The organism is Rhizobium sp. WYCCWR 11152, assembly GCF_013087615.1.
GTDB lineage: Bacteria > Pseudomonadota > Alphaproteobacteria > Rhizobiales > Rhizobiaceae > Rhizobium > Rhizobium indicum.
Map to the genome: position 1 here is coordinate 149066 of NZ_JABFCP010000002.1, position 25885 is coordinate 174950.

A 25885-nucleotide genomic window follows, 5' to 3' on the forward strand; every position below is an offset into this window, starting at 1 on the left:
TTGCGAGGTCCTCGATGAATCTGCTGAATTCTATCCCGCAATTGTCCGACAATAGTTTGTTGGATCACGCGCCGCTCATCTGCTTTTCGCATCTAAGATGGGACTTTGTACTCCAGAGGCCACAGCATCTGATGGAACGGTTCTCACGCGAGCGGCCGGTCTTTTATTTCGAGGAGTTTATCCCGACAGACCACCATCTCGCTTATCTGGAGATTCATCCCTTTGACGGCACGAACGTCAAGGCAGTCCGCCCGCGCATCCCACATTGGTGGAACGAGGTCGAACGGGAGGCCGCGCTTCGCCGACTGCTGGACGAACTCATTTTGCTCCACGGCGGCAAGCGGCCGATCCTTTGGTTCTATACGCCGCTGATGTTTGGCTTTGCCCGGCATGTCGATGCTGTCGCGATTGTCTATGATTGCATGGACGAACTCGCGAACTTCAAATTCGCGCCGGCCAATCTCAAGGCCTCCGAGCAGGCCTTGATGGCCTGTGCCGATGTCGTCTTTACCGGCGGTCTCAGCCTCTATGAGGCGAGGCGGGGTCAACACGACAATATCCATCCGTTCCCGTCGGGGGTTGATACGCATCACTTCCGCGCCGCCCGCTGCCCTTTGCCCGATCCAGCCGACCAGGCGCGTATTCCTCAGCCTCGTCTTGGATATTATGGGGTTATTGACGAGAGGCTCGATCTCGACTTGATCCGCAGCGTCGCAACGGCCCGGCCTGACCTTTCCTTCGTATTCTTGGGGCCGATTGTAAAGATTTCGCCGGATGATCTACCCCAGGGCGCGAATATCCATTATCTCGGGCAGAAGGCCTATGCCGATCTTCCGGCATATCTTTCGGGCTGGCAGGCTGCGCTGATGCCGTTTGCGCTGAACGAGGCCACGCGCTTCATCAGCCCCACCAAGACCCCTGAATATCTCGCCGCCGGCCGGCCGGTGGTTGGAACGCAGATCGTCGATGTCGTGCGCGGTTACGGCGACGTGCCAGGGGTGTTCTTGGCAAACGGTGCCGAGGCCTTTGCCGGCGCCTGCGACGCCGCGCTTTTATTGTCCCGTTCCGATGCGGCATGGTTGGAGGTGGTAGACCGGGTTCTGACGCAATCGTCCTGGGACATCACCTTTCGCAGAATGTCCGTGCTCGTCGAACAGGCGGCGGCGCAAAAAATGGTTTCGGCCGCCCTTCCCGAACGATTTCGCGTCGGAACCTCGCGCCGAGCACCTTCGGCAACCTATGACTATTTGATCGTCGGCGCCGGCTTTGCCGGATCGGTTCTTGCCGAGCGGCTCGCGGCCGACGCCGGCAAGCGGGTTCTTATCTGCGACAGGAGGCCTCATATCGGCGGTAACACGTACGATCACTACGACGAGGCGGCGATCCTGGTTCACAAATATGGCCCGCATATCTTCCATACCAACAGCGAAGATATCTTTGCTTATCTTTCCCGCTTCACGGCATGGCGGCCCTATGAGCATCGAGTGCTTGCCCAGGCCGGCGATCTGCGCCTTCCGATCCCGATCAATCGCACGACACTGAATGCGCTCTACAACATCGATCTGACCAGCGACGCCGAGGCGGAACGTTTTTTGGCGGACCGAGCCGAGCCTTGCGATCCGGTGAAGACATCGCGCGACGTCGTGATATCCCAGGTTGGCGCGGAGCTTTATCGGACCTTCTTCGAGGGCTACACCCGCAAGCAGTGGGGGCTCGATCCATCTGAACTTGACCGATCGGTGACGGCACGTATCCCGACCCGGACCAACACCGATGATCGCTACTTCCTGGATCGCTTTCAGGCCATGCCGCTTGACGGCTTTACCCGCATGTTTGAACGGATGCTGAACCACGACAATATCACGGTGATGGTCGGCACGGATTTCGCCGATCTCAGGCGTGAGAGCCTGGCTGACCATACGATCTTCACCGGTCCCATCGACGAATATTTCGGCCACTGCTTCGGGCATCTGCCCTATCGCAGTCTGAGGTTCACCCACGAAACGCATGATGTGCGGCGCCTATTGCCGGTCGCCGTCATAAACTACCCGTCGGAGGATGTGCCCTATACGCGCGTCACGGAATACAAGCACCTGACCGGCCAGGTCCATCCGATGACCAGTATCAGCTATGAATATGCGAGTGCCGAAGGAGAGCCCTACTATCCGATCCCGCGCCCAGAAAACCAGGCGCTTTACAAACAATACGAGAGCCTTGCGCGTACGCGCGACGACGTCACCTTCGTCGGGCGGCTTGGCACCTACAAATATTACAATATGGACCAGGTCGTCGGCCAGGCGCTGGCCACATACCGGCGCTTGCGGGATCGCCATGGATCCAGCAGAACCCTAGCCGTCGCCCAGCATGACTAAAAGGCCTCACGTCCTTCTGGCAACCGATAGCTTCGATCCCTCCGGGATGGGCGAACATATGCTCGCGCTCGGCCGCGGTTTGAGCGAACGCTGGAATGTCACCATCGCAGTGATGTCCGAGGATCCAACGGGCTTGTTGGCGCGCGCCGCGCGCGTCGGGCTTGCGGTGAAGCTGATCCAGGATACAGGCGAGTTTCACGAGTGGCTGTCGAGATCCAGCGTCGATATCCTGCACGTCCACGCAGGGATCGGATGGGAGGGCCACGATCTGGCGGCGGCGGCCGATGCCCGCGCCATCCCAATCATACGCACCGAGCACCTTCCATATCTTCTCAGCGACCCGGAGCAAATCGACCATTATCGACGCGAAACCGAGAGATTGGCGCATCTCATCGTCGTTTCCGAAGCCTCGCGGCAGAGCTTCTGTGAGGCACAGGTCGCGCCCTCGCGTTTGACGGTGGTTCGAAACGGCATCTTTCCGCTGCTGCCCGCGCGATCTGCCACCGCTTTCGCGCGGGAACTCGACCTTGTCGGAAAAACGGTCCTTTTGACGGTCGCCCGTTTCACCGAGCAGAAAGACCAGGCGTCGCTGGTGCGCGCCTTGCCGGCAGTCTTGAAGGATCACCCGTCCGTTGTCTTGCTTTTTGTTGGGACGGGGCCAGAGGAAGAGCGCGTCAGGGCCCTCGTCAAGGAGTTGGACGTGAGCGATCACATCCAGTTTCTGGGGCACAGATCCGATGTCGCCGACGCCATGGCAATCGCTGATCTCTTCATTCTTACATCGCATTTCGAGGGCCTTCCGCTGGCCGTTCTGGAGGCCATGTCGCTTGCCGTGCCCGTGATTGCAACACGCATCGGCGGGACGGTGGAGGCGCTCGGCGATGATCATCCCTATTTCACCGAGCCGGGCAATCCAGCGGCGATTGCTGCCGTCATCCATCAAGCGCTGGCCGATCCTCATCGTCTGGCGGCAAGCGGCCGGGCCGGCCTTGAACGTTTCAAACGGGACTTTTCCGTCTTTCGAATGGCTGCCGAGACCGGGGCCGTCTACGAGCGGTTCCTGACCCAGCCGGGAAACCAAACACAAAAGGACACTTCCATGGAAAAAACACGGCTGGGCTTCATCGGTGTCGGAGGTATCGCGCGCCGGCACCTGGACATTCTGGCGAGCTTCGACGATGTCGAACTCGTGGCATTTGCCGACCCCGATCTTGGCCGGGCCGACGAGGCGGCGATGCGCTTCGGTGCGAGATCGTTCGGGCATCATCGCGAAATGCTCGATACGCAACAGCTTGATGCGGTCTATATCTGCATCCCGCCTTTTGCCCATGGCGAGCCCGAACGCGATCTCATCCAGCGCCACATCCCGTTTTTTGTCGAAAAGCCGGTGTCGCTGAGCCTGGCGCAGGCCGAAGACATCGCTGCGGGGGTAGCCGACGCCAACCTCGTAACGGCTGTCGGCTATCATTGGCGCTATCTTGATATCGTCGACGAGGCCAAAAGCCTGTTAGCAGACAATCCCGCGCAGCTTCTGTCAGGCTACTGGCTCGACTCGACACCCCCGCCGGAATGGTGGTGGAAAGCGGACAAATCAGGCGGTCAGATGGTCGAACAGGCAACCCATCTGCTCGATCTCGCCCGGTGGCTCATCGGCGACGTCACGGAAGTCTACGGACGCGCTGGCTACAAGGACAGACCGGATTTTCCAGGCCTGGACGTACCGACGGTAACGACGGCGAGCCTTACCTTTGAAACGGGCGTGGTCGCCAATATAGCTTCCACCTGCCTTCTCGGCTGGAGCCATCGGGTCGGATTGCACATTTTTGCCGACAGGCTGGCGATCGAGTTGACCGACCGTGAGATCATGGTCGATGTCGGACGAGGACGCCCGGTGCGCACCGCCGACGGTGATCCGGTCTGGCGCGAGGACCGCGATTTTATCGATGCCGTACGTGGTGGCGAAAACCGCATCCGGTGCCCCTACGGCGACGCTGTAGCAACCCACCGTCTTGCCCTGGCCGTGGTGTCCTCGGCCCGCAGTGGGTCGGTCGTGCATCTCGACCCCTCCGGGATTAGACGGACTCAACCAGCGCCGCTGCAGCCGCAGCCGCGGCCGCCGGAGGGGCTTCCACCCGGCCATCGCAAGATTCGCTCGCTTGGCGTCGAGGCACCGGGCCGTGCTTATTTCTTCGACTATGAGGAAGGCCCGCCGGCCAACGGCCACTTGCGGCTTGAAACGCTGTTCACTGGTCTGTCCGCGGGCACCGAACTGACCTTCCTGAAGAACACCAATCCTTATTTCCGTTCCCGCTTCGATGGCGGGCGCGGCGTCTTTATCGAAAACGAGCCCGACCTGCATTATCCCGTTCCATTCCTCGGCTACATGGAGGTCGCGCGCGTTTCGCAGTCGCGTGCACATGGTTTCTCCGAGGGCGCGGTGCTCGCGGCGAGCTATGGTCATAAGACCGGCCATACGGCAGATCCGTTTCACGATCTCTTGGTCCAGGTGCCCCCGGACCTCGATCCCCTGCTCGGCATCTTCGTCGCCCAGATGGGGCCGATCGCCGCCAACGGCATCCTCCATGCCGACGCGGAAACGTTCGGGGCGAATGTCCCCGCACTCGGTGCGGGTGTCGCCGGTCGTCCGGTGATCGTTCTCGGGGCCGGCACCGTCGGTCTGATGACGGCGCTCTTTGCCCGCGTGCTTGGCGCCTCCGACGTGGTGATCACCGACCCCTCCGACTTTCGCCGGAAAAAGGCGGAGGCAATGGGGCTGACCGCGATGACGGAAGATCAGGCTTGGCAGCATGCCAAGGCGCGCTGGCATGACGGGACGATGGGACGCGGTGCCGATCTCGCGTTTCAGACACGAGCGCATCCCGGCAGCCTGCATACGGCGCTCAAGGCTTTGCGGCCGCAGGGTACTGTGATCGATCTTGCCTTCTACCAGCACGGAGCGGATGCCTTGAGACTTGGCGAAGAATTCCACCACAATGGCCTGAACATTCGGTGCGCTCAAATCAACCGCGTTCCCCGCGGGCTCGCTCCTCTCTGGGATCGGCGCCGGCTTGCGCGTGCGACGGTCGACCTCCTTGCCTCGGACGGAACAACGATCCGTGAGCACATGGTCACCCACGTCGTCCCTATTGACGAGGCACCATCCTTCCTCGCCGATCTGGTCGAGAACCGACCGGAGTTCCTGCAAATAGTCTTCAAGGTTGGCGAATGACCATCGAACCGACGCCCATCCGGATCCTCTTCGTCTTCGCCTGGCTGGTCGTCGGCGGGGAGGAGACCGAAGTGCGGCTGCTGGCCAAACACCTTGATCGCCGCCGTTACCGCATCGACGTCGTGGCCTGCTTCAAAAAGCCCGGCATGCCCGAGCAGACCCATGTACAGCTCCGCTCCCTCGGGATCGACGTCGACACCACACCCTACGACTTGTCGTTTAACGACACGGTCGGCTACCTTGCCGGGAAAATCTCGAGCTACGACGTCGTCATCTCCTGTCAGAACGTCGCGGATATCTATCCTGCGTTGGAGCGCCTGCATCTTCGCCCGCCGCTGATCGAACATGGCGGGCTCGTTTCTGAAGCACTGGCCGGCCCCAAACATTTGACGACCCGCTACGTCGGCGTATGCCGTTCCATCCGCGACGCCGCCGCAGCGCGGATGCCGGGACGCGAGCATGATGCGCTTGAGATCCCCTCGATGGTCGACCTCTCGGCGTTCGATCCAGTTCTGCGGGGGCCGACCCGTAGCGCTCTGGGGATTGCCGAGGACGAGGTTCTGATTGGCTGGGTCGGCCGGCTCGACCCCAAGAAGAACGTCGAGGATTTTATCGAAGCCGCTGCTCTGGTGAGTGTCGCGGCCAAGCATGCCAGGTTCATGATCGTCGGTGGCCCGGACGCCTTCGTGCCGGACTATGCGATCCAACTCAAGGCCTTGGCGGCCCAACGCGGGCTCGGCGGTGTGCTTCAGTTTCTGGGCGACCGGAAGGATATCCCTGCCCTCATGGCGTCATTTGATATCTTTGCCTGGCTTTCAAGCGGAGAAGGCATGCCGCATGTCATTGCAGAGGCCGGTGCAGCAGCCCTCCCGGTGATCGCAACGCCCGACAACGGCGCGAAGCAGCAGATTGACGACCACGTATCTGGTCTGTTCGTCCCCTATCGGGATGCCACCGCCGTGGCCGGACAGATGATCGCTCTTTTGCGGGACACGCGGCGTCGACATGCACTTGGCACCGCACTACGGCGGAAGGTGGAGAACACCTATTCAATCGAGGCGGTTTTGCCGCAGTGGGAGCAGCTGCTGGCGGATGTCTGCGGCAAGGGCAAGGCGGCCGGTCCGACCGGTCTGTTCCGGTCATTTCTGCAGGGCGGTTTCGAATGCTCGACCCATCGGCTTCGGCCGCGGGAAGGTGAGACCAAGGGCCGCCGTCTCGACATGATAGCCGCCGTCAGCCACGATCGCTACGCCGAAGAGGACTACCGTCAACTTCTAGGCCTGGGGATCCGCACAGTGCGCGACGGCTTTAGATGGCACCTGATCGAGAAATCCGGTGGCTATGACTGGTCGAGCGTGCGACCGATGATACGGGCGGCCGCGATGACCGGCACGCAGGTCATCTGGGATCTGCTGCATTATGGCTGGCCGGACGATCTCGACATCTGGTCGCCGCGTTTTGTCGATCGCTTCGCCGCCTTCGCCCGCGCTTGCGCAAAGCTGGTGCGCGAGGAGTGCGACAGTGTTCCCTTTTATTGCCCAGTCAATGAGATTTCGTTTTTCTCCTGGGGCGGCGGCGATGCGGGCTATCTGAATCCGTTTGCCAATGGCCGGGGCTTCGAATTGAAAGTGCAGCTGGCGCGCGCCGCAATCGCTGCGATGGACGAAATCAGTTCAGTTGACCAGCGGGCGCGCTTCGTTCACTGCGAGCCGGTGATCAATGTCACCGCGCATCCCTCACGGCCCGAAGACAGGGGTATTGCCGAAGGTCACCGCCAATCGCAATACCAGGCGTGGGATCTCATCGGCGGTCGATTGTGGCCGCAGATCGGGGGAAGCGAGCGCTATCTCGACGTCATCGGCGTGAATTATTACTTCAACAACCAGTGGATTCATGGAGGCACACCGATCGACATCGGGCACGAGCTATACAAGCCCCTCAATGAGATTTTGCGCCAGACTTTCGCGCGATACGGCAGGCCGATCCTCATCGCCGAGACCGGTATCGAGAACGAGCGACGCGCGACTTGGTTCGAATATGTTGTTGGCCAAGCTTCCCTGGCAATGCAGTCTGGCGTTCCGCTGGAGGGACTATGCCTCTATCCGATCGTAGATCATCCGGGCTGGGACAATGGCCGCCAGTGCGCAAATGGCGTTCTTTCGACGGAGGTCACGGCATCCGGACGAACTGCATACGCACCGCTTGCGACCGCTATTCAAGCGGCGCGAGCTGGAATGCCTTTCGCAACCGATCGAGGCGGCCAAAAATTCATCCCGTCGCGAGCCGCCCGATGACAATGGGACGGCAAATTTACCCTTACGCGCGGACCAGCGTCTCGTCATGCGCCGACCGCTAGGCAGGATACAGCGGTCCTCGTCAAGCGGCTGCGCATCATAAGATAAGTTGGTTATGCGGGAACAATTCCTCGACGCGTGAGTACGACGTCACCACGCACTCGAGAACTCAAAGGAGTTCAATCCATGTCAAAACTCGCCACCAACCGAATACCCGGCGACGTCGCACATACTGTCGATCCTTCCCTAACGACATCATTCACCAACATTGCATGGGGAGCCGTGTTTGCCGGTGTCGTTCTCGCTCTTGCCACACAGCTCCTTCTAAATCTGCTCGGCGTTGGCATTGGTGCGGCTGTCCTCGATCCGGCGACCTCGGACAATCCGGCGGCCAGCACGTTCTCGATTGTCGGCGGCCTCTGGTTCGTCGTCGCCGGCATCATCGCATCCTTCATCGGTGCCTATGTTGCCGCGAGGCTTTCCGGCAGACCAAGCAAATCCACGGGCGGCTATCATGGGGTCACATCCTGGGCCGTGACCACGCTTGTCGTTCTCTTTCTTCTGACAACGTCGGTGGGTTCGCTCGTCGGGGGTGCGTTCCGCGGCCTGTCGAGTATCGTCGGCGGAGTTGGCCAGACGGTCGCAACGGCTGCGACCGCGGCCGCTCCGGCGTTGGCCACAGCAACCGACCCGATGGGCACCATCGAACAGCAGATCAGAAATGCCAGCGGAGGCAACGATCCTGCGGCTCTGCAGACTGCAGCGGTCTCCGCCATGACGGCGGTTGCCACCGGAGATCAGTCGAAGATAGACGATGCCAAAACACGTGCCTCCGACGCCCTGGCCAAGGCCCAGAACATCCCAGTCGATCAGGCACGGGCGAAGGTGGATGAATACGAGGCCAGCTACAGAGCTTCGGTCGAACAGACGAAGCAGCAAGCGTTGGCCGCAGCCCAGACGGCGACGAAAGTCGTGTCACGGGGTGCGCTTCTGGGTTTCCTCGCGCTCATGCTCGGCGCAATCGCAGCCTGGTTCGGCGGCACGGCCGGCACCAAGCCCGCTTTGTTTGTCGAAGAACACACTTCCACCCAACGGCTTTAATCACCACCGGAAAGGAAACCTGATGTCTATCGAACCGAAAAATCTCAGCGATCTTCTCTACGAAACCCTCAAGGACATTTACTTTGCCGAAAATCAGATCCTAACCGCCTTGCCGAAAATGGCAGAAGCGGCCCGGTCTCCTGACCTCAAGCAGGCTTTCCAGACCCATTGGGAGCAAACCGAGGGGCAGGTCAAACGTTTGGAACAGATCTTTGAACTGATTGGCCAGCCAGCGAAGCAGAAAACCTGTAGTGCCATCCTCGGAATGATCGAGGAAGGGAAGGAGATGATGGAAGAGTTTAAGGGAACCCCCGCTCTTGACCCCGGCCTTCTAGCCGGCGCCCAAGCGATTGAGCATTACGAAATCAGCCGCTATGGCACCATGCTTTCTTGGGCAAGGACGCTCGGCCAGGACGAGGTTGCCGAGCTTCTCGGCCAGACACTCGACGAAGAAGAGTCGACCGACGAGCTACTATCGGAAATCGCCGAAACCGCGGTCAATGCAGCTGCCGCATAAAAGCTCTCGCGCGCGCCGCATCGGCGCGCGCCTGAGGAAGCAGACTCACTCAAAAATCTGTCGGGTTAAATATCGCCGACAATATCAGCAAGGAAAATAGCGGATCTGCTTCGAAACCGGCGCCAGATGTGGCCACGTGCAGCGGCGGCACGGCGACCGTTAGTCCCTGCCAAGCACAACCGCGATGATGGGAGCCCCCTCTGCTTTGCCGTAGGCTCATGCGTAGAAGGCGTCAGGGGACGGATTGATCCTCCCGGAGATTCGGCACCCTTTGATCGAATGGAAACCAGCCCTTAGCGTCAGTCGCTGAAGCTGCAATGCATGCGCGGTGACAGGCCCTATGGTGGGAGTGGGTTACTCTAGGGCTGCGCGTAGCGCGCTTGCAGCAACACCCGGTACTCATGTTCAGGCTGCCCATAGGACCCCGCGGAATATTCCTCCAGTCCCGGTCGGTCTCTAAGAACAACGCGTCCACGGTCCGACCGAATTAGCCCCTCTCCCTCCAACATGTGCAAGGCGGTGGTCACGCTTGGCCGTCGGACGGCCAGCATCAAGGAAATAAACTGGTGCGTGATGGGCATATTGTCCGTTACAAGACGATCGTGGCACATCAAGAGCCATCTCGCTAAACGTTGATCGATTTTGAATGCTGCATTTGCAAGGGCGGTATAGGCCACCTGCGCTGCAAAGACATAGAGGTAGCGGGACAACAGGTCTGCAAAAACTCCATTGTCGGCAACGATTTCCTGAAACAGCCCGACTGGGAGGCGATGTGCAAATCCTTCAACCTGGGTAACGATATCGTACGGGTTGGTATTTGCCCCCACCGATGACGCAGTGGGCGCAAATCCTTCTCGCCCAAACATGCCGGCCTCCGCTTTCAGGCCGCTATCCGAGACAGCCAAAACGGAACCGATGCCCGACGACAGAAAATAGACTGACTCCAGCGGCTCTCCCGCCTGCGCGATCTGATACCCTTGAGGTAGGAACACCCTTTCCAAGCGCTCGGCGAAAGACCGGCGCTCTTCTTCTGGAAGCAATTTGATCAATCCGTTGTCGCATCCCGGCTGGCCTTCCATCTTGCGACCCCTGTTATGACGCACGGCTCGCTAGCCGTTTTGAATTTCGGCATGTCCCATAGCCCCTATCGGCTATGGCCCATCCTGACGCAATTCCCAGCGTAAGGGAATGATCGAAGTCATCCGATCCGAAAGGATGATACGTCAGTGAACCGTCGAATTCACTATGGTGTAGCGGGCAATTTCTGGCCGAAGCTCGAAAGTCCGCCGGAGAAGCCGGGCAGCCTCGTCCATCACAAGGACGACGTCCGTCAACTTTTCGATTTCAATGCGAAGACTGTAGGCCTCGAACTCGTCGAGTCCTGCTGCCAGCAGTCGCCTCGCCGCGTCGATCAGGCGTTCGGTGCGATCGACGACGTCGAGACTATTCTTGATGATGGTTTCGAGCATGCGTTTTCCCCTCGCTTGCAAGTCAAGCGTGGCGGAGAATCGCCTTATGCGCAATCCCGAAAGGACCTAGATCCGGTCTCGTACCCTGTCATAAAGATCGCGCATCTCGTCGAGCGCGCGGTCGTAACGCGAACGAGGCGGCGCCGAGCGGGAGCCTCCTATAGCAAAGGCGATCGCCCCGACGGCGGCTGCGATCGCGATCATCGTCGAAACAGGGTACAACTTCACCGTCGCTTGCGTCTGCCTCGCAGCCTCACGCGCGCCGCCCTTGATAGTCTGGGCGGCATCCGACACCTGCTTCTGTAACGTTTCAAGCTGCCTGCGGAGGGCGCCGAGTTCTTCGCGAGGATCATAATCGGGCTGGACAGGGACGCCGACCTGTCCAGTCGCAGTATCCACGACGCCCTTCGGCACTGGACTGGCGATCTTCGCAGCGGTGGCTTCGAGCGTAGCAGATTTACCTGGCTTACGAGGTGGCATATGTGTCCTCCAGACATTTGTTCACGGGTAAAGATGGGGCTGTGCCGTCGGAGGGCAAGCCTCTGGCAAAGGCGTCCGGCCAGCAGCATTACGTGAGCTTCTCGACCAGCTCTGCGTAGTCTGAGAAAGTGAACGTCTTGCCGCGCTGAGGGGCTTCATTGGCGAGGAGGAGCACGCGGACCGGGAAGAGCGTGGCGGCGCGGTTCGAATCGGAAAGCTCGTGTTCGTCGTCCTGATCGACCGCGCGCTCTGCAGCCCAAGTGCGGCGGCTATTTCCTGATGGGTCACGACACCTTTGGGTGACAAGGATGTCCGAGATCGCCGTTACGGCCATGATCAGGCCTCGAGCTCGAGGTTCGCCGTGTTCAATCTGATCTCCTTCATGTGTGTCGCGGCGCCCCCGATAACAGGCAATGGCGCCTGGAAGTTCCGATGGCGCAGGAACAGGTTTGCTTCAAAGATGTTGAGGGCATAGGTCCACTGCTGGAGCGTCCCATGCCTTTCCTTGTCGAAATTCTTCTCCCTGTCATCCGAGGCAGATGCAACCGAACGAATCTCGACAGCGTGCGCAAAGAACTCACCGAGCGCTTCGGCGGCATCACCCTCCATGTCAACGCGCCCGCGGAAGGTCTGTGGGAGGACGACGGCGACGTCGAGGAGGACCGCATCATTGTCGTCGAAGTTATGGTGGACGATCTCGACCGTGCATGGTGGTCGTCTTACCGCGCCGACCTTGAGGTTCGCTTCCGTCAAGAGGAGATCGTCGTTCGGGCGGGGGTTATCGAGCGCCTGTAGGGAGCCCCAGGACTAAGACACGGCCTTCGGGGAAGAGAAGAAACCGGTCGCGGGCGACGTCTCTTCGGCCCCGTCGTGAGTTTCGACCACGCTTTCATCGGCGGCTTGCTGCGCTTCCACAAACGCCTCGTTCGGAATCCCAAACGTCGCAACCTGAACCATCAACTCGTTCGCTCTGCGAACGGCGGCGTCGCCGTCGAGATCGCCGGTCGATGAAACTACCGTCACGGAAATTCCCTCGCCTCCCTCGCCCGTGAATTCGACAGTGACCTTGCCGTTTGAAATGTTTGTAACACTGGTGCCGATGATCTGCATGTCTGTGCACTCCTTGATGGACGGAAGGAAATGCCGCTGTCGGGCTCTTGTTCCGGACGCCTGTCGCCGCTCAGCGCGGAGCGGGTCGGTCGGCCGGCGTCGTTAAGGCCGCGCCTTAAGCCTCGCAGGCGCTCCGTTTCCCCCGCTCCGCCTCCGCCGCGCTTTCGATCGCCTACATCGCCGTCTTGCGAGTAGCCGTCGGCGCCGGCGCAAAAGGCGTCGCGCACCACCACCACGCGATAGCCGAGATCAATCGCGCCCATCGCCGCGGCGAGAGCGCAGACGTCGGTGCCTCCGCCCGTGAGGGCGCGAAGTCGCCTTCCGGGTTCGCCATGTCCGCTTGCCGGAACAACTCCCGATACCCGGCGTTAGGTTCCCGCAAATCCCATTGCCAGGAGGACACGATGGCAACTACGAAAACGCTCGACGACCTTTTCCTTGATACTCTCAAGGACATTTACTTTGCCGAAAAGCAGATCCTGAAAGCACTGCCGAAGATGGCCCGCAGCGCCCAGTCCGAACAAGGCAAGGCAGGTTTCCTGAAGCACCGCGACGAGACCCAGGGCCAGATCGCGCGGCTTGAGCAGGTCTTCGAAATCCTCGGCAAACCGGCGCGCGGTAAGACCTGCGAAGCCATCCAGGGCATCATCGCCGAGGGCGAGGAGATCATGGAAGAGTTCAAAGGATCGGCTGCCCTAGACGCCGGCCTGATCTCCTCGGCCCAGGCAGTCGAACACTATGAGATCGCCCGCTACGGTACGCTCATCGCCTGGGCCCGCCAGCTCGGTCTCAAGGACGCCGTTCCGCTTCTGCAGGCGAACCTCGCCGAGGAAGAAGCAACTGACAAGAAGCTGACCCAGCTTGCTGAATCCCAGGCCAATGCCAAGGGTTCCAAAGCAGCCTGACCACACCTCACGACAACTGCCGGCGCCACGGCGACCATAAGGTCGCCGTGGCCTTTTGTATCGGTTGCATCGAGCGAATGATGATGTCATTCCTATGAAGCGAGCTCATCAAAAATGACGACGAAGATGCCATCTCATCGATCAACGCGGGTTCTTCTTCTGGAAGACGAGGCAATCATCGCGATCGACGCCGAAGAGATGTTGCGCGCTATGGGAATTGGAAACGTTACGTCTCTCGAGACCAACGAGGAGACGTTGTTATGGTTGTTGGAGAAAACCCCTGATCTAGCGATCGTCGATCCACGACTGAAGGACGGCCTCTGCTCAGGCGTCGTCGCCGATCTCATCGAACGGGAAATCCCCTTCATCGTCTATTCCGGAGACACGCGGGGTGCGACCGGCGAAGACGAATCCTTTGGAAGAGGCGTGTGGCTACCGAAACCTTGCACGCCGGATCAGTTTGAAGATGCCGTTAGGCAGGCACTGAAAGCGGTGTGGTAATGTCCGTCCGCATTGCTTAGTCTAATGGACAGCCTCCGAAGTAGGGGCGTTGATCCGCGTAGCCCAGAGACCGACATATGTCCCAATTAGCATGGTGGCGATATCATCGACTAGCTGGTAACCGTCACCATAGAGACTGATCGCCGCGCTGCAGAGCGTGTCGGACGCTCTTTCGTCAAGCGGGACCTCGTAGAACTCGAACCATCGCCGGACAGCCTCGGAAACCACCGCGACCACCGGCTCGACCTGCCGTCCATCCATGTCGAACTCCTCTCAGTGATGAGATCTAGGAGCGTGCTGAAATCCTTCAACGGGCAACGTGGCTGCACGTCGCCCGATCAGTGGAGGGTCTGACATGCCGGCAACGTGACGTTCAGAGAAATCGCCCGCGAAAAGACGTCCTCGGCAAGCTCAACCTCGTTCTCGGCGAGGTCGGCTGCAGGCCGGATGCCGGATGTCCAATATGTCAACTGCTTGAACTTGTTCCCCCGCGAGCTACCCTTTCACGCTGGCCAACAAGAACATCGGTGCTATTTCGTTAGAAAATTGACGATTGCTTTTGCCAGAGCGACAGGGTTTTCCTCCGCCACGTGGTGACCGCTATCGATGCCAAATCCTCTTACGTCGATCGCCCAGTCCTTCCAGATCGCTACCGGATCGCCGTAGATCTGCTCGAGATCATCCCGGAGCGACCAGAGGCAGCATTGGACAGCCGATCTTCCTGCCCGCGTCGCGATCAGCCTTGTCATGAATATGGTCGATGCGAATGCCGGCGCGGTAGTCCTCGATCATCCCATGGACGGTTTCGGCCCGATGGATGGCCTCGTGAATATCAGCGTATGCCTCTTGGCCCATGAGATCTGGCGAAAGCTTATCGTACCATGCGCCGGGATCGGCTAAGATCGCGCGCTCGGGCTTATCCGGGTGTGCGAAGAAGAACCAATGGTACCAATCTCGCGCGAACTTCCAGTCGGCTCGCTCGAGATGTTCGAGGACCGGTAGGCCGTCGATGACGATAAGTTTCCGCACCGCCTCCCGATGGTTCATCGCCATTCGGAAGGCCGTCAGGCTGCCACGGTCATGTCCAACCAGAAAGAAATCATCATGCCCCAGCCGTCGCATCAGCTCCACTAGAGCCGCAGCCTTCGCCTGTTTGGACGAGTGGCGGCTGTCAGGTGCGTCGGGCGGTATGTAGGACTGGCCGAAGCCGGGGACGTCCGGGCAGGCGACGGTAAACGATGGCGCGAGAAGATCGGCTACTTTCCCCCAGGTCATGTGGGTCCGCGGGTGCCCGTGCAACAGAAGAAGAGCGGGACCGCTTCCCCCCACGCGGAGCCGAATGTCACCCGCGTCGATGTGAACCGTTTGCAGTTCGAAGCAATCGAAGGCCATTTCTATCACCTTAGATTTGGGTGAGCGACGTTACATACGCCGCAGCGGTTTGGTCGAATGACGGCGCCGGCCTGCATTGCTTCCGAAGGTTCGGCTTTCCTTCTTGTCGGCCTTCGCGACCTTTGTGAGCCTCGCGTTGTTTCGATGCGGTGCGCTGGGACGACATTCTGCGTCTCCCTTCGATCGTCGAGAACAACGTCGGACGGCAGAAAAAGTTTGACGGGAGCGAAAAGCCCCTAGGTCGTGCGCCCCGAGAACATGGAACTTCGAAATGTCGACCCGCCCGCGCAAGGAGGCAACGAAATCCTGGACGGCCGTTCTCGAAACGCCGGACGGAGGCTACATCGTTGTCGGAGGACGTCTGTGGAGAAAAACGAACCCGTATCGGTTCTGGCCGGCCTTGAACCTGGAGCATGGAAAGGAAAAACGCGACTAGATCGACATCGGGAACATTCTACGGAAGGCAGCCCACGTCAGTTGTCTAAATCCGAAGCCTTGTCGATCCGTCCGGGTATGATCGTTACGGTGACGGGGCAGACCCGACTTATGCGGTCCAGCAGGGTGAAAGACGATGATATGCCGTTCTGCGAATATCCATAATTCGCAGACATGTACGATATGCGCAGGAAACGCTACGTCGGAAGCCCATGCTCTACCGGAAAACGCAGGAATTAACAAAGACTTAAGCACTTCGGATACTTCTTGCACATTAGTATGACTTATTTGACGGTGGTTTTATTGCGCTCGGGTCTTTCATATTCACTTGCTGGGGTCTTCAAAACCCTTCGCGGTCTCGGAAGGGACAGCGGCGGCAATGTCGCGATCGTCGTTGCCCTCACCCTGGTGCCGATGATCGTCGCAGTCGGCGCGAGCTTTGACTACATCCGTACTTACAATGTCCGTCAGAGGATGCAGAGCGATCTCGACACGGCCCTGATCGCCGCAGTCAAAGAGATCGATACCGACGACACCGACGCCCTCAAGGAAAAGGTTGCAGACTGGTTCCACGCGCAGGTGGAAAACAGCTATACGCTTGGCGACATCGACATTGATACATCCAACCATAAGATCACGGCGACGGCCAGCGGCACGGTTCCGACGACGCTGATGAAGATCGCCAACATCGACACCGTTGACGTCAGCGTGGCAAGCGCCGTCAAGGGCCCGGCCACCTCCTATCTCAATGTCTATATCGTTATCGACACATCCCCGTCGATGCTACTCGCGGCAACAACGGCCGGCCAGTCGACCATGTATGCCGGCATCGGTTGCCAGTTCGCCTGCCACACCGGCGATGCACACACTATCGGCAAGACGAAATACGCCAACAATTACGAATACAGCGCGGCCAAGAACATAAAGCTTCGCGCCGATGTTGCCGGTGACGCCGTCAGAGACGTGCTCGACATGATCGACACGTCCGACAGCAATCATCAGCGCATCAAGGTTGGATTATACAGCCTCGGTGATACCCTCACCGAAGTTCTGACCCCGACGCTCAGCACTGACACGGCGCGCAATCGCCTTGCGGACGCAAGTTACGGCCTCACCAGCGCGACCTCGAAGGCAGCCACCTATTTTGACGTCTCCCTGGCGACGCTCAAGCAGAAAGTCGGCACCGGCGGGGACGGAACGTCCTCGGGCTCGCCGCTCAAGCTGGTTCTGCTGCTGACGGACGGCGTCCAGTCGCAGCGCGAATGGGTGACCGACAAGGTCACATGGAATAAGAGCGGGAAGCCGACGTATGGCGCATACTGGAACAAAGTGGCGCCGCTTAATCCGGATTGGTGCGCCTACGTCAAAAACCAGTCCACCACCATGGCGGTTCTTTACACCGAATATCTGCCGATCACCTCGGACTGGGGTTACAACGCCACTGTCGGATCGACCATGGCAAGCGCCAGCTGGAAGAGCACCTACGGCGGCACCATGGATAGCGACGTGTCGGCCAGCATCACGAGACGGGATTACATTCCCTATGCGCTTTCCGACTGCGCATCCTCCAAGAGTCTGTTCCTATCAGCATCGTCGTCGAGCGAGATCACCGCAGGCCTGTCGGCGCTTTTCACCCAATATCTCGCATCTGTCCGGCTGACCCAATGAGGCGAGGAAAACGCTTCGCATCGTTGCGCCGCCTGCTCGGCGATCGCAAAGGGGTCGCTGCGATCGAATTTGCGATCCTAGCTCTGCCGCTTTTCATCATGATATTCGGCATTATCGAAGTGTCGCTGATGTTCTTCGTCAACTCGGCGCTGGACGCTTCGGTGCACAAGATCTCCCGGATGATCCGCACCGGCGAGGTTGCGTCCTCCAACATCACGCTGGCCGATTTCAAGGCCAGAATCTGCAACGACATGCTTCTCTCGTTCAGCTGCTCCAGCGGTCTGCTGGTCAAGGTGATCGTGCTTTCCGACCTCTCGTCCGCCGCCAGCACCGACCCCATCGACGCCAGCGGCAATCTCACTGTGACCGAGACCTATGATATCGGCAAGGGCAGCGACTACATCCTGGTTCAGACATTTCTGCCATGGACAGCCGTCGTCAATTTCTTCAGCCTGTCGAGCGCCAAGCTTTCGGACGGCCGCTACCTGCTCGGATCTTCCGTTCTGTTCCGCAACGAGCCTTTCTGACATGATCATAAAACGGAGCCTGTCGTTCTTCCGCTTCACCCGGTCCCGCGCCCGTCATCTCATGCGCGACCGGTCGGCGGCTTCGGGTGTGGAATTCGCGCTCGTGTTGCCGATCCTGGTGATGCTCCTGTTCGGCACCGTCGATCTCGGCCATGCACTCACAGTCAGCCGGAAGATAGATGAGATCGCCTCTTCCACAGGCGACATGATTTCACAGCAGGGCTCCTGGACGAAATCCGATGTCGCCAAGCTTCTCTCCGGCGCCAGCTTCATCCTGCAGCCCTATGACACGACAGGGCTGACGATTACCCTCGCGGTGGACGATATCGCCAAGAGCGGCAGTGCAACGGTCAACTGGTCTGCAGCACTCAACACCTCCGCTCTTACCTCCGCCTCGGCGAGCACAATCGAGGTCCCTTCGGAGATCCAGGATGACGGCGTACAGGTGGTGCTGACCCGGGTGCAGTACACATTGACGACGCCGGTCTCGGCGTTCTTTTCAAACTTCACCGGGCAGAATGGCTACAGCTTCGATCGCCATTACTTCAATCGCCCGAGGGTCGGCGACAAGATCACCTACAATTGAGGCGGAAATCGAAGCCCTGCGGGGCGACAGCCCAGGCTCACTTGGGCAGCCTGACGATGCCGTATGGGTTGAACTTGAACTCATCCACTTCGTAAGTCGAATCGAAGGAGAGGCTTGCGTGGCGACCCTTGAGCGTCGGTTCAAGGCCCCGCCCTGCGATCTCGTCGGCCACCGCATCCATGATGGCGACGATCTGCCTTTCGTTGCCGGCCGTTTCAGGCACATAGACCTCCGGCAATCCGACGAGATGGAAACCGACGCTCTCCAGGTATCCCGGAACCGATAGCGGCCGCTTCGCAAAGGCCAGTCGGCCGATCCGCTGCTCAGCCAACGGGTCGGCGGCCTTTACCGCCTCGGCGCCTTGCCGGATCAGCTCTCTCCACCGGTCGAGGCCATGGGCAATGCCGGCGCTTTCGCCCTTTACCGCAACCGCTCCCGCATCGATCAACCGCTCGACGAAGCGCAGCGCCAGCATCGAAACCTTCACCGTCTCCGCCTGCGCCATGCTCGGCCCGAGGACATAGAGGACAGACTGATGATCGGAGACGGCATCTTCGTCTGCCGGGCTCCACGCATCGGCTTCGACCCGATCCCAGCACACGGCGAATGACTGGCTCATACGGTCATCAGGTTCGGCCTGGGAATAGTCCTCGTCGATGCTGAAGGCCGTGGCGAACTCACGGATCGCCTGCGATGCCGCATCGGACAAGGGGCTGAGGTCACGTCCCTTGCCGAGGAAACATAAGACATGCCGGGGCGTCACCGACGATTTCTCCACCTCGTTTTGGGTCACCGTTTCCTCGCCGGAGGCCGGGCTGATTTCCTTGGCCGATGACGGTTTCCAGCCGATCATCGCCGCGATGGACGCCAAGAGAGCGCGACGCAGGAGATTCAAGATCGATGCCTTCCGTTCTGTCGAATGTTCGCAGCCTCCTCGCCTTGTAACCGGACGAAATCCGAAACAAAAGCAGGATTAAGCGCCCGACAGTCCGGTATGCCATCACCGAGCCCGCCCGGCTCGTTCAAGCCACGGCTTGCGCGCCGGTAATTTCCACGAGCGAGCCGCACATGAAGGCCGCTTCGTCCGATGCAAGGAAAGCAACGAGCGCTGCCACCTCCTCCGGCCTGCCGATACGGCCGTAAGGCACGAGTTTGTCGAGATCGGCGATCGTCCGCCCTGCGCGGATGACGCCTGCTTCCAGCATCGGCGTGTGGATTTCACCGGGGCAGACGGCATTGACCCTGACCTTGTCGGGCGCATAGTCGCGGGCGAGGTTCTGGGTGAAGGCGGCGACCGCCGCCTTCGTCGTGTTGTAGGCGATGTGGTTCGGCGCGGGGTAGAGTCCCCATTGCGAGGCGGTGTTGACGATCGCCCCGCCGCCGGCAGCGATTATATGCGGCAGGGCCGCGCGGCAGAGATGGAACATCGAATCCAGATTGACCGCGAAACTCAGCTGCCAGTCTTCATCCGAAAGGGAAAGCAGGTTTCCGCGCCGGTTGATGCCGGCATTGTTAACCAGCACGTCCAGCCGCCCCTTGATCGCAAAGGCTTTCTCGATGAGTTCGACGCATTCCGGCTTGCGGGAGATGTCGGCCGCGATGGTGGTCGCCGATCCGCCCGCCGCCTCGATGAGCGAAGCGACTTCGCCTGCCGCCTGGGCATTGGCATCAGCCACCACCACCAGGGCGCCTTCGTCGGCCAACCTCTTCGATATGGCCGACCCTATACCGCCGCCGCCGCCCGTGACCACCGCGACCTTACCCACAAATCTTTTCATATCGAACCTCCCTACCTGATGTAACTGCCGCCGTTGATGTCGAACGTCGCCCCATTGACCGAGGCCTGCGAAGGGCGAAGTAGGAAGGCCACCAGCTCGGCGATCTCCGCCGTCTCGGCCATCTCGCCGATCGGGATATCGCCGACCGCTGCATCCTTGCCGTGCTTTGCCACGAACTCCTCGGCCATGTCGGTGCGCACCCATCCGGGCGCGACAGAGACCGCGACGATCCCATCGCGCCCGAAGCTGCGCGCGATCGACTTTGTGAGATTGATCAGCGCCGCCTTGGTCGCTCCGTAAGGCATGGCGTCGGCCGCATAGCCGCGCTGTCCCGCGCGGCTTGCCATGTTGACGATCCGCCCGCCGCCATGGTGCTTGAAATGCGCGAGGGCTTCCTTGCAGAGATCGGCGGCTGCGAAGAAATTCACCTGGAACTCGGTCTGCCAGGCGATCCGCCAATCGACGGGATCGGCTTCGATCGAGATCTCGCTGCGGATGCCGGCATTGTTGACGACGGCATGGATCCGCCCCGCCGCCGCGAGCGCGTCGCGCCACAACGCGAAGGCGCCGTCCGGACTGGAGAGGTCGGCCTGGACGATCAGGCCGTTTCCACCCAGCTTGCCGAGAAGGGCTTGCGCCCTCTCTCTGTCGCGCCCGTAATGGATCACGGGCCGCGCGCCTTCGGCAGACAGGCGCTCGGCGATGGCTGCGCCGATACCGCCCGACGCCCCGGTGACGAGGACCGTCTGGCCAGCCAGCGGTTGAAGGTGAGACATGGCGGCTCCTAATCCAGCAAACCGACCTGGGGACCCCAGGTGTCGGACAGCGCAAATCCCGCTGTGAAGGGATCGTCGTCGGACATGCGGAGCTGTTCGCGACCGTAGACATAGGCCCGGCCGGTTATTCGCGGCAGCACGGCGCGGCGGCCTCCCACCTCGGTCTCGCCGATCGCCTCCGCCAGGAATTCGCCGCCGATGATCGACCGCGACGTCCTGCGGTCTCCGACGGAGACTTCTCCGTGGGCGTAGAGCACAGCAAGGTTCGCCGAGCTACCGGTCCCACAGGGCGAGCGGTCGACCCGGCCGGGCTGCAGCGTCGTGCAGGTCCGCACCGCGCCATCGGCCTCCTGTCCACGGAACATCACGTAGGCAATCTCATCAACGCCTGTCAGGACGGGATGGGCGACCGAGACCTGCCCTGAGAGAAGCGACTTAAGCTCGATACCGGCTTCTGCGAGTAGCCGGGCATTGGCAGGCGCAATATCGAGGCCGATCTGGTCGACATCCACGAGTGCGTAATAGACCCCGCCGAAGGCGACGTCGATTTTGATGCGGCCCCATTTCGGCGTCTCCACCTCCTTGTCCAGCACTTCGGCAAAGCTCGGCACGTTGTCGAGGCTGACGGACAGGCACTGGCCGTCGCGGCAGACGGCGCGTGCGACGATGAGTCCGGCGGGCGTGTCGAGGCGGACGACCGTCTCCCGTTCCGACATCGGCACCCGCCCGCTCTCGAGAAGTGCGGTGACCACGCAGATGCAGTTGCTGCCGGACATCGGGTGGGCGCGATCGGCCTGAAGGACGATGAAGCCGGCGTCCGCATCGCTGCGCGTCGGCGCGACCAGCAGGTTCACCGACATGGCGACGCTGGCGCGCGGCTCGAAGGTGACGAAGCGGCGCAGACTGTCGTCGACCGTGTTGATGTGGTTCATTTTGTCGAGCATCGTTGCACCGGGTATCTCGGGCGCCCCTGAGACGATGACCTTGCCGATCTCGCCCTGGCAGTGGACCTGTAAGAGCTCCAGGGTCCGGTCCCAGTTCACTTGGCCACCTCCGGCTTGATGTACCAGCCCCAGGGGTCCTCGCTGGCGAAGCGGGTGATCTGCTTGGTCTCGAGATAATTGTCGAGGCCCCAGCGTCCGAGTTCGCGGCCAATGCCGGATTCCTTGTAACCGCCCCACGGTGCTTCCGTGAACGTCGGTTGCGAGCAGTTGATCCAGACGATGCCGGCGCGGAAGGCGGCCGCCACCCGTTCGGCACGGGCGTCGTCCTTCGACATCACAGCCGCGGCTAGGCCGAAGCGAGAGTCGTTTGCGAGGTTCACAGCCTCCTCTTCTGTCTTGAAGGAGCGCACGCAGACGACCGGCCCGAATATCTCTTCCTTCCACGCGTCGCTGTCGAGGGGCACGTCGGTCAGCACTGTCGGCCTGAGATAGAACCCTCTGTCGATTCCTTCCGGGCGCGTGCCGCCGCAGGCGACGGTGGCGCCGGCCTTCCGGGCGCCTTCGATCGCCGCGACGACCTGGTCATATTGGCGTTTCGATACGAGCGGGCCGAGAAGGGTTCCCTCGTCGAGACCATTGCCGATCTTGATCCTGTTCGTCTCTTCGACCAGCCGTTCGAGCAGACGGCCATAGATTGCTTCGTGCACGAGAACGCGGGAGGTGGCCGAGCAGACCTGGCCCTGGTTCCAGAAAATGCCGAACATGATCCACTCGACGGCCTTGTCGATATCGGCGTCCTCGAAGACGACGAAGGGCGACTTGCCGCCGAGCTCCAGGCTGACGCGCTTGATGTCGCGGGCGGCCGCGGCCATGATTTTCGAGCCGACCGGTCCGGAGCCGGTAAAGGCGAGCTTGTCGACCTGCCTGTGATCGATGATCGCCTGCCCGGCGATCGAGCCGGCGCCGGTTACGATATTGAGAACGCCAGCAGGCAGCCCGGCTTCGTCGGCAACCGCCGCCAGCTCAAGCGCCGTCAGCGATGTCAATTCGGCGGGCTTGAGCACCACGGTGCAGCCGGCGGCGAGCGCCGGGGCGACCTTCCATGCTGCCATCAGCAGTGGATAGTTCCAGGGAATGATCGCGCCGGCCACGCCGATCGGCTCACGCACCGCCTTGGAGGTGAACCGCGCATCGGGAAGCGCGATCGCCTCCTCGGGATTGTTGTCGAGCTGTTCAGCCAGCCCCGCATAGAAATCGAAACAGCCCGCCGCATCGGCGACGTCCCAGTCGGCCTCCGGAAACGGCTTGCCGTTGTCGAGGACTTCGAGGCGTGCAATCTCGGCCTGACGGGCGCGGATGCCGTCCGCGATGGCGCGGAGATATCCGGCTCGCCAGGCCCCCGTCAGCTTCGGCCAGCCATCCCTATCGAAAGCGCGGCGTGCGGCCTTCACGGCGAGGTCGACGTCTTCGGCCGTTGCGGCGGCGATCCTGTGGATCACCTCCTCGGTCGCCGGATTGATCACCTCGCAGGTTCCGCCCTTGGCCGGTTTCACCCATTGCCCATCGATGTAGAGTTCGCTTCGCATAGTCACTCCCTTCGCCTTGCGCCGACGCCGCTCTCAGAAACGGTCGACGCGATAGGGTTTCATATCCACGGGCGGTTCGACGCCCGTGATGAGATCGGCCATCAGGCGGCCGGTCGTCGCCGCATAGGTGAGGCCGAGATGTCCGTGGCCGGTCGCGTACCAGACGTTGCGGCGCTTGGCGGATCGGCCCATGACCGGGACGGTGTCGGGCAGCGCCGGGCGATGCCCCATCCACTCCGTCGCCCGCTGGACCTGCAGATCCGGCAATGCCTGCTGAGCCCTCTTCACCAGGATCTTCGCGCGCCGATAGTCCGGCGGCGCGTCGAGACCAGCCATCTCGACCGTGCCGCCGACGCGGATGCCGCCTGCCGTCGGCGTGACCATGAAGGCGCGCGCCGGCCAGATGATCGAATGGCGCATCGAGATGCCGGGTTCCATGATCTGCGTGTGGTAGCCGCGTTCGGTTTCAAGCGGGATATGTTCCCGCAGCAGGGCAGAAAGCCGGGCGGTGAAGGCGCCGGCCGCAAGCACCACCTTGTCGGCAGCAACGGTACGCCCGTCCGCCAACCGAAGCGCGGAGACGCCGGCGTCGCCCTGCTCGAAATCGACGACGTCACCCTGAACGATCCTGCCGCCGAGCCGCCCGAACCGTTCCGAAAGGGCGAAGACAAGTCTGTACGGGTCGGTGATTGACCGGTTGTCGGGAAAGAGGACCGCCTTGCCGATCTTCGTCGTCAAGGCAGGCTCGAGGTCTCGAATGGCGTTGCCGCCAAGGATTTCGTGCCTGAAGCCGAACCGCTCCAGGATCTCGATATGTTCGCGATCAGCCTTGAATTCGGCGTCATCGGCATAGAGGCTGAGACATCCCTCGGCGGTCACCATGTGTGTCAAGCCGGTCTCCTTCAGGAGCGCGTCCAGGTCTTCGTAGACGCGTCGGCACAGCACGGCGCCGGCTGCCTCCAGTTCCCGCAGCTTCGAGGGACGGCTCGCAGCCAGGAACCGTAGGAACCAGGGCACCAGTTTCGGCAGATAACCGGGACGGATGCGGACCGGACCCTCCGGATCGAGCAGCCATTTCGGCATCTGCGCCCAGATGCCGGGACGCGATGCCGGCATGAATTCGGTGACGGCGATGCTCGCCATATTGCCATAGGAAGCGCCGCGGCCCGGCGCCGCCTTGTCGAGCAAGGTGACGGCTTTTCCCCGGCGCTGCAGTTCATAGGCGATTGTGGTGCCGATAATGCCGGCGCCGACGACCACGATGGATGACACGGCCAACCTCGCAATTTCAGAGATCTTGGGGCGACTTGACCGCCCCATAACTGTTACTGTTACCAGTTGAGGATCGGCTGCATTGCCGCCTTGAATTCGGCCTTCTCCTCCGCCGTCAGTTCGCCGAGCGGCGCGCGGCAGGTACCGACCGGCGTGCCCTGGAGCTCGCAGCCATATTTGATCTTCTGGACGAACTTGCCGCTCTCGAGAATGTTCAGCGCTCTGTAGAGAACCGTCATCATCTCGCGGGCCTTTTCGAGGTCGCCGGAACGGAACGTCCGGTCGAGGTCGCAGCACGCTTTCGCCATGCAGTTGGCCGGACCGCAGATCCAGGAATCCGCGCCCCAGAACATGAAGTCCAGCGCGATATCGTCGGAACCCGAGACGAGATCGATACGGCCCTTGTAGCGCGAATGGATATCGACGGCGCGCTGCAGAACGCCCGAGCTCTCCTTGATGCCGATCACCCGGCGATCGTCGGCGAGCGCATCCATCAAGTCGAAGGAGATCTCGATGCCGTCCTTCGGGGGATAGTTGTAGAGGATGAGATTGACATCAGTGGCGTCGAGCACGGCGCGGTAATGCGCGAGCAGTTCGTCCTGCGTCGGACGCGTGTAGAAGGGTGTGGCGAGCAGAACGGTGTCATAGCCGATCTCCCTGGCGCGCGCCGTGTTCTCGATCACCTCGCGGGTGGCAGGCGCGTTGGTGCCGGCGATCAGTATCTCGCCGTCATTGGCGAAGTCCTTGACGAACTTGAGCACCTCGTCGCGCTCCTCGTTCGAGAGGGAGAAGTATTCGCCGGTCGAGCCCATCGGCACCCAGCCCGTGACGCCGGCCGCACGCAGCACCGTCAGGTGCTTTTCGAACGCCTTGAAGTCGATCTTGTTGTTCGCGTCGAAGGGAGTGATGAGCGCGGGCATGACGCCGGAAAGTTTCATGGGGA

24 protein-coding genes and 2 pseudogenes are annotated in these 25885 nt (G+C 60.9%); 11 read left to right on the plus strand and 15 right to left on the minus strand.

The genetic code is table 11. The annotated features are described in order from the left end of the window. Positions 1 to 14 precede the first annotated feature (14 nt). From glf to G9X67_RS01020, 5 genes are all read left to right on the plus strand, one after another. Positions 15 to 2372: a UDP-galactopyranose mutase gene (glf, locus tag G9X67_RS01000; RefSeq protein ID WP_138390472.1), complete on the plus strand. Its 2358-nt coding sequence runs from the start codon at positions 15 to 17 to the stop codon at positions 2370 to 2372. Beyond that, positions 2365 to 5601, plus strand: coding sequence for a glycosyltransferase (locus G9X67_RS01005; protein WP_171597800.1), 3237 nt, complete (start codon positions 2365 to 2367; stop codon positions 5599 to 5601). Before glf ends, G9X67_RS01005 begins: the two co-directional genes overlap by 8 nt. Next, positions 5598 to 7895, plus strand: coding sequence for a glycosyltransferase family 4 protein (locus tag G9X67_RS01010; protein WP_138330858.1), 2298 nt, complete (start codon positions 5598 to 5600; stop codon positions 7893 to 7895). The genes G9X67_RS01005 and G9X67_RS01010 overlap by 4 nt, the downstream gene beginning before the upstream one ends. Before the next feature lie 186 nt (positions 7896 to 8081). After that, the gene (locus G9X67_RS01015) at positions 8082 to 8996 is read left to right on the plus strand and encodes a PhnA-like protein (protein ID WP_171597801.1); all 915 of its coding nucleotides are present in this window, start codon (positions 8082 to 8084) and stop codon (positions 8994 to 8996) included. Between the two features lie 22 nt (positions 8997 to 9018). Next, on the plus strand, positions 9019 to 9513 hold the full coding sequence (locus tag G9X67_RS01020) for a ferritin-like domain-containing protein (protein ID WP_171597802.1): 495 nt from the start codon (positions 9019 to 9021) through the stop codon (positions 9511 to 9513). A 359-nt stretch (positions 9514 to 9872) separates the two neighbouring features. Here G9X67_RS01020 and G9X67_RS01025 read toward each other — a convergent pair whose 3' ends face one another. The 4 genes from G9X67_RS01025 to G9X67_RS01040 all read right to left on the minus strand — a co-directional run bounded on the left by G9X67_RS01025 (position 9873) and on the right by G9X67_RS01040 (position 11796). Further along, positions 9873 to 10592, minus strand: a complete 720-nt coding sequence (locus G9X67_RS01025) for a Crp/Fnr family transcriptional regulator (protein WP_171597803.1) — start codon at positions 10590 to 10592, stop codon at positions 9873 to 9875. Positions 10593 to 10736: 144 nt separating this feature from the next. Further along, the gene (locus tag G9X67_RS01030) at positions 10737 to 10982 is read right to left on the minus strand and encodes a hypothetical protein (RefSeq protein WP_138390468.1); all 246 of its coding nucleotides are present in this window, start codon (positions 10980 to 10982) and stop codon (positions 10737 to 10739) included. Positions 10983 to 11048: 66 nt separating this feature from the next. Next, the gene (locus G9X67_RS01035) at positions 11049 to 11462 is read right to left on the minus strand and encodes a hypothetical protein (RefSeq protein WP_138330853.1); all 414 of its coding nucleotides are present in this window, start codon (positions 11460 to 11462) and stop codon (positions 11049 to 11051) included. Positions 11463 to 11550: 88 nt separating this feature from the next. Beyond that, positions 11551 to 11796 carry a hypothetical protein gene (locus G9X67_RS01040; RefSeq protein WP_348649088.1) on the minus strand — a complete coding sequence of 82 codons (246 nt, stop codon included), beginning with the start codon at positions 11794 to 11796 and terminating at the stop codon, positions 11551 to 11553. A gap of 161 nt (positions 11797 to 11957) precedes the next feature. On the opposite strand from G9X67_RS01040, the gene G9X67_RS01045 reads away from it, so the two are divergent. Further along, on the plus strand, positions 11958 to 12257 hold the full coding sequence (locus G9X67_RS01045; protein ID WP_138390522.1) for a hypothetical protein: 300 nt from the start codon (positions 11958 to 11960) through the stop codon (positions 12255 to 12257). Between the two features lie 12 nt (positions 12258 to 12269). Here G9X67_RS01045 and G9X67_RS01050 read toward each other — a convergent pair whose 3' ends face one another. Beyond that, positions 12270 to 12572 (minus strand): hypothetical protein, encoded by a 303-nt coding sequence (locus tag G9X67_RS01050; RefSeq protein ID WP_171597804.1) that lies wholly within the window; start codon positions 12570 to 12572, stop codon positions 12270 to 12272. 197 nt (positions 12573 to 12769) lie between these two features. After that, positions 12770 to 12877: pseudogene (locus tag G9X67_RS35380) on the minus strand (isochorismatase family protein); the annotation flags it as partial. Positions 12878 to 12976: 99 nt separating this feature from the next. Between G9X67_RS35380 and G9X67_RS01060 the strand changes: the two are divergent. Together G9X67_RS01060 and G9X67_RS01065 are read left to right on the plus strand one after the other, a co-directional pair. Continuing rightward, positions 12977 to 13477: a ferritin-like domain-containing protein gene (locus G9X67_RS01060; protein ID WP_138390466.1), complete on the plus strand. Its 501-nt coding sequence runs from the start codon at positions 12977 to 12979 to the stop codon at positions 13475 to 13477. A 114-nt stretch (positions 13478 to 13591) separates the two neighbouring features. Further along, the gene (locus tag G9X67_RS01065; protein ID WP_138390465.1) at positions 13592 to 13978 is read left to right on the plus strand and encodes a response regulator; all 387 of its coding nucleotides are present in this window, start codon (positions 13592 to 13594) and stop codon (positions 13976 to 13978) included. 21 nt (positions 13979 to 13999) lie between these two features. Here the strand turns inward: G9X67_RS01065 and G9X67_RS01070 are convergent, their stop codons facing one another. Together G9X67_RS01070 and G9X67_RS01075 are read right to left on the minus strand one after the other, a co-directional pair. Next, the gene (locus tag G9X67_RS01070; RefSeq protein WP_171597805.1) at positions 14000 to 14239 is read right to left on the minus strand and encodes a hypothetical protein; all 240 of its coding nucleotides are present in this window, start codon (positions 14237 to 14239) and stop codon (positions 14000 to 14002) included. Positions 14240 to 14508: 269 nt separating this feature from the next. Then, positions 14509 to 15370, minus strand: a pseudogene (locus G9X67_RS01075) (alpha/beta hydrolase). 714 nt (positions 15371 to 16084) lie between these two features. On the opposite strand from G9X67_RS01075, the gene G9X67_RS01080 reads away from it, so the two are divergent. The 3 genes from G9X67_RS01080 to G9X67_RS01090 are packed head-to-tail and all read left to right on the plus strand — an operon-like array spanning position 16085 to position 18586. Next, the gene (locus tag G9X67_RS01080) at positions 16085 to 17473 is read left to right on the plus strand and encodes a TadE/TadG family type IV pilus assembly protein (RefSeq protein WP_171597806.1); all 1389 of its coding nucleotides are present in this window, start codon (positions 16085 to 16087) and stop codon (positions 17471 to 17473) included. After that, complete coding sequence (locus G9X67_RS01085) at positions 17470 to 18000, plus strand: TadE/TadG family type IV pilus assembly protein (RefSeq protein ID WP_138330846.1); 531 nt, start codon at positions 17470 to 17472, stop codon at positions 17998 to 18000. Before G9X67_RS01080 ends, G9X67_RS01085 begins: the two co-directional genes overlap by 4 nt. A 1-nt stretch (position 18001) precedes the next feature. Next, positions 18002 to 18586 (plus strand): TadE/TadG family type IV pilus assembly protein, encoded by a 585-nt coding sequence (locus tag G9X67_RS01090; RefSeq protein WP_171597807.1) that lies wholly within the window; start codon positions 18002 to 18004, stop codon positions 18584 to 18586. A gap of 37 nt (positions 18587 to 18623) precedes the next feature. Here G9X67_RS01090 and G9X67_RS01095 read toward each other — a convergent pair whose 3' ends face one another. The 7 genes from G9X67_RS01095 to dapA form a co-directional block, all read right to left on the minus strand. Beyond that, complete coding sequence (locus tag G9X67_RS01095) at positions 18624 to 19481, minus strand: hypothetical protein (RefSeq protein ID WP_171597808.1); 858 nt, start codon at positions 19479 to 19481, stop codon at positions 18624 to 18626. A 127-nt stretch (positions 19482 to 19608) separates the two neighbouring features. After that, positions 19609 to 20364 (minus strand): SDR family NAD(P)-dependent oxidoreductase, encoded by a 756-nt coding sequence (locus G9X67_RS01100; RefSeq protein ID WP_171597809.1) that lies wholly within the window; start codon positions 20362 to 20364, stop codon positions 19609 to 19611. A gap of 11 nt (positions 20365 to 20375) precedes the next feature. Then, a complete protein-coding gene (locus G9X67_RS01105) occupies positions 20376 to 21140 on the minus strand; it encodes an SDR family oxidoreductase (RefSeq protein WP_138390458.1) in 765 nt (254 codons plus the stop codon). Positions 21141 to 21148: 8 nt separating this feature from the next. After that, positions 21149 to 22183 (minus strand): proline racemase family protein, encoded by a 1035-nt coding sequence (locus tag G9X67_RS01110; protein WP_171597810.1) that lies wholly within the window; start codon positions 22181 to 22183, stop codon positions 21149 to 21151. Continuing rightward, complete coding sequence (locus G9X67_RS01115) at positions 22180 to 23670, minus strand: aldehyde dehydrogenase family protein (protein WP_171597967.1); 1491 nt, start codon at positions 23668 to 23670, stop codon at positions 22180 to 22182. Before G9X67_RS01115 ends, G9X67_RS01110 begins: the two co-directional genes overlap by 4 nt. Positions 23671 to 23703: 33 nt before the next feature. Continuing rightward, positions 23704 to 24990: an FAD-binding oxidoreductase gene (locus G9X67_RS01120; RefSeq protein ID WP_171597811.1), complete on the minus strand. Its 1287-nt coding sequence runs from the start codon at positions 24988 to 24990 to the stop codon at positions 23704 to 23706. A gap of 11 nt (positions 24991 to 25001) precedes the next feature. After that, positions 25002 to 25880 (minus strand): 4-hydroxy-tetrahydrodipicolinate synthase, encoded by an 879-nt coding sequence (gene dapA, locus G9X67_RS01125; protein WP_138330840.1) that lies wholly within the window; start codon positions 25878 to 25880, stop codon positions 25002 to 25004. Positions 25881 to 25885: the final 5 nt, after the last annotated feature.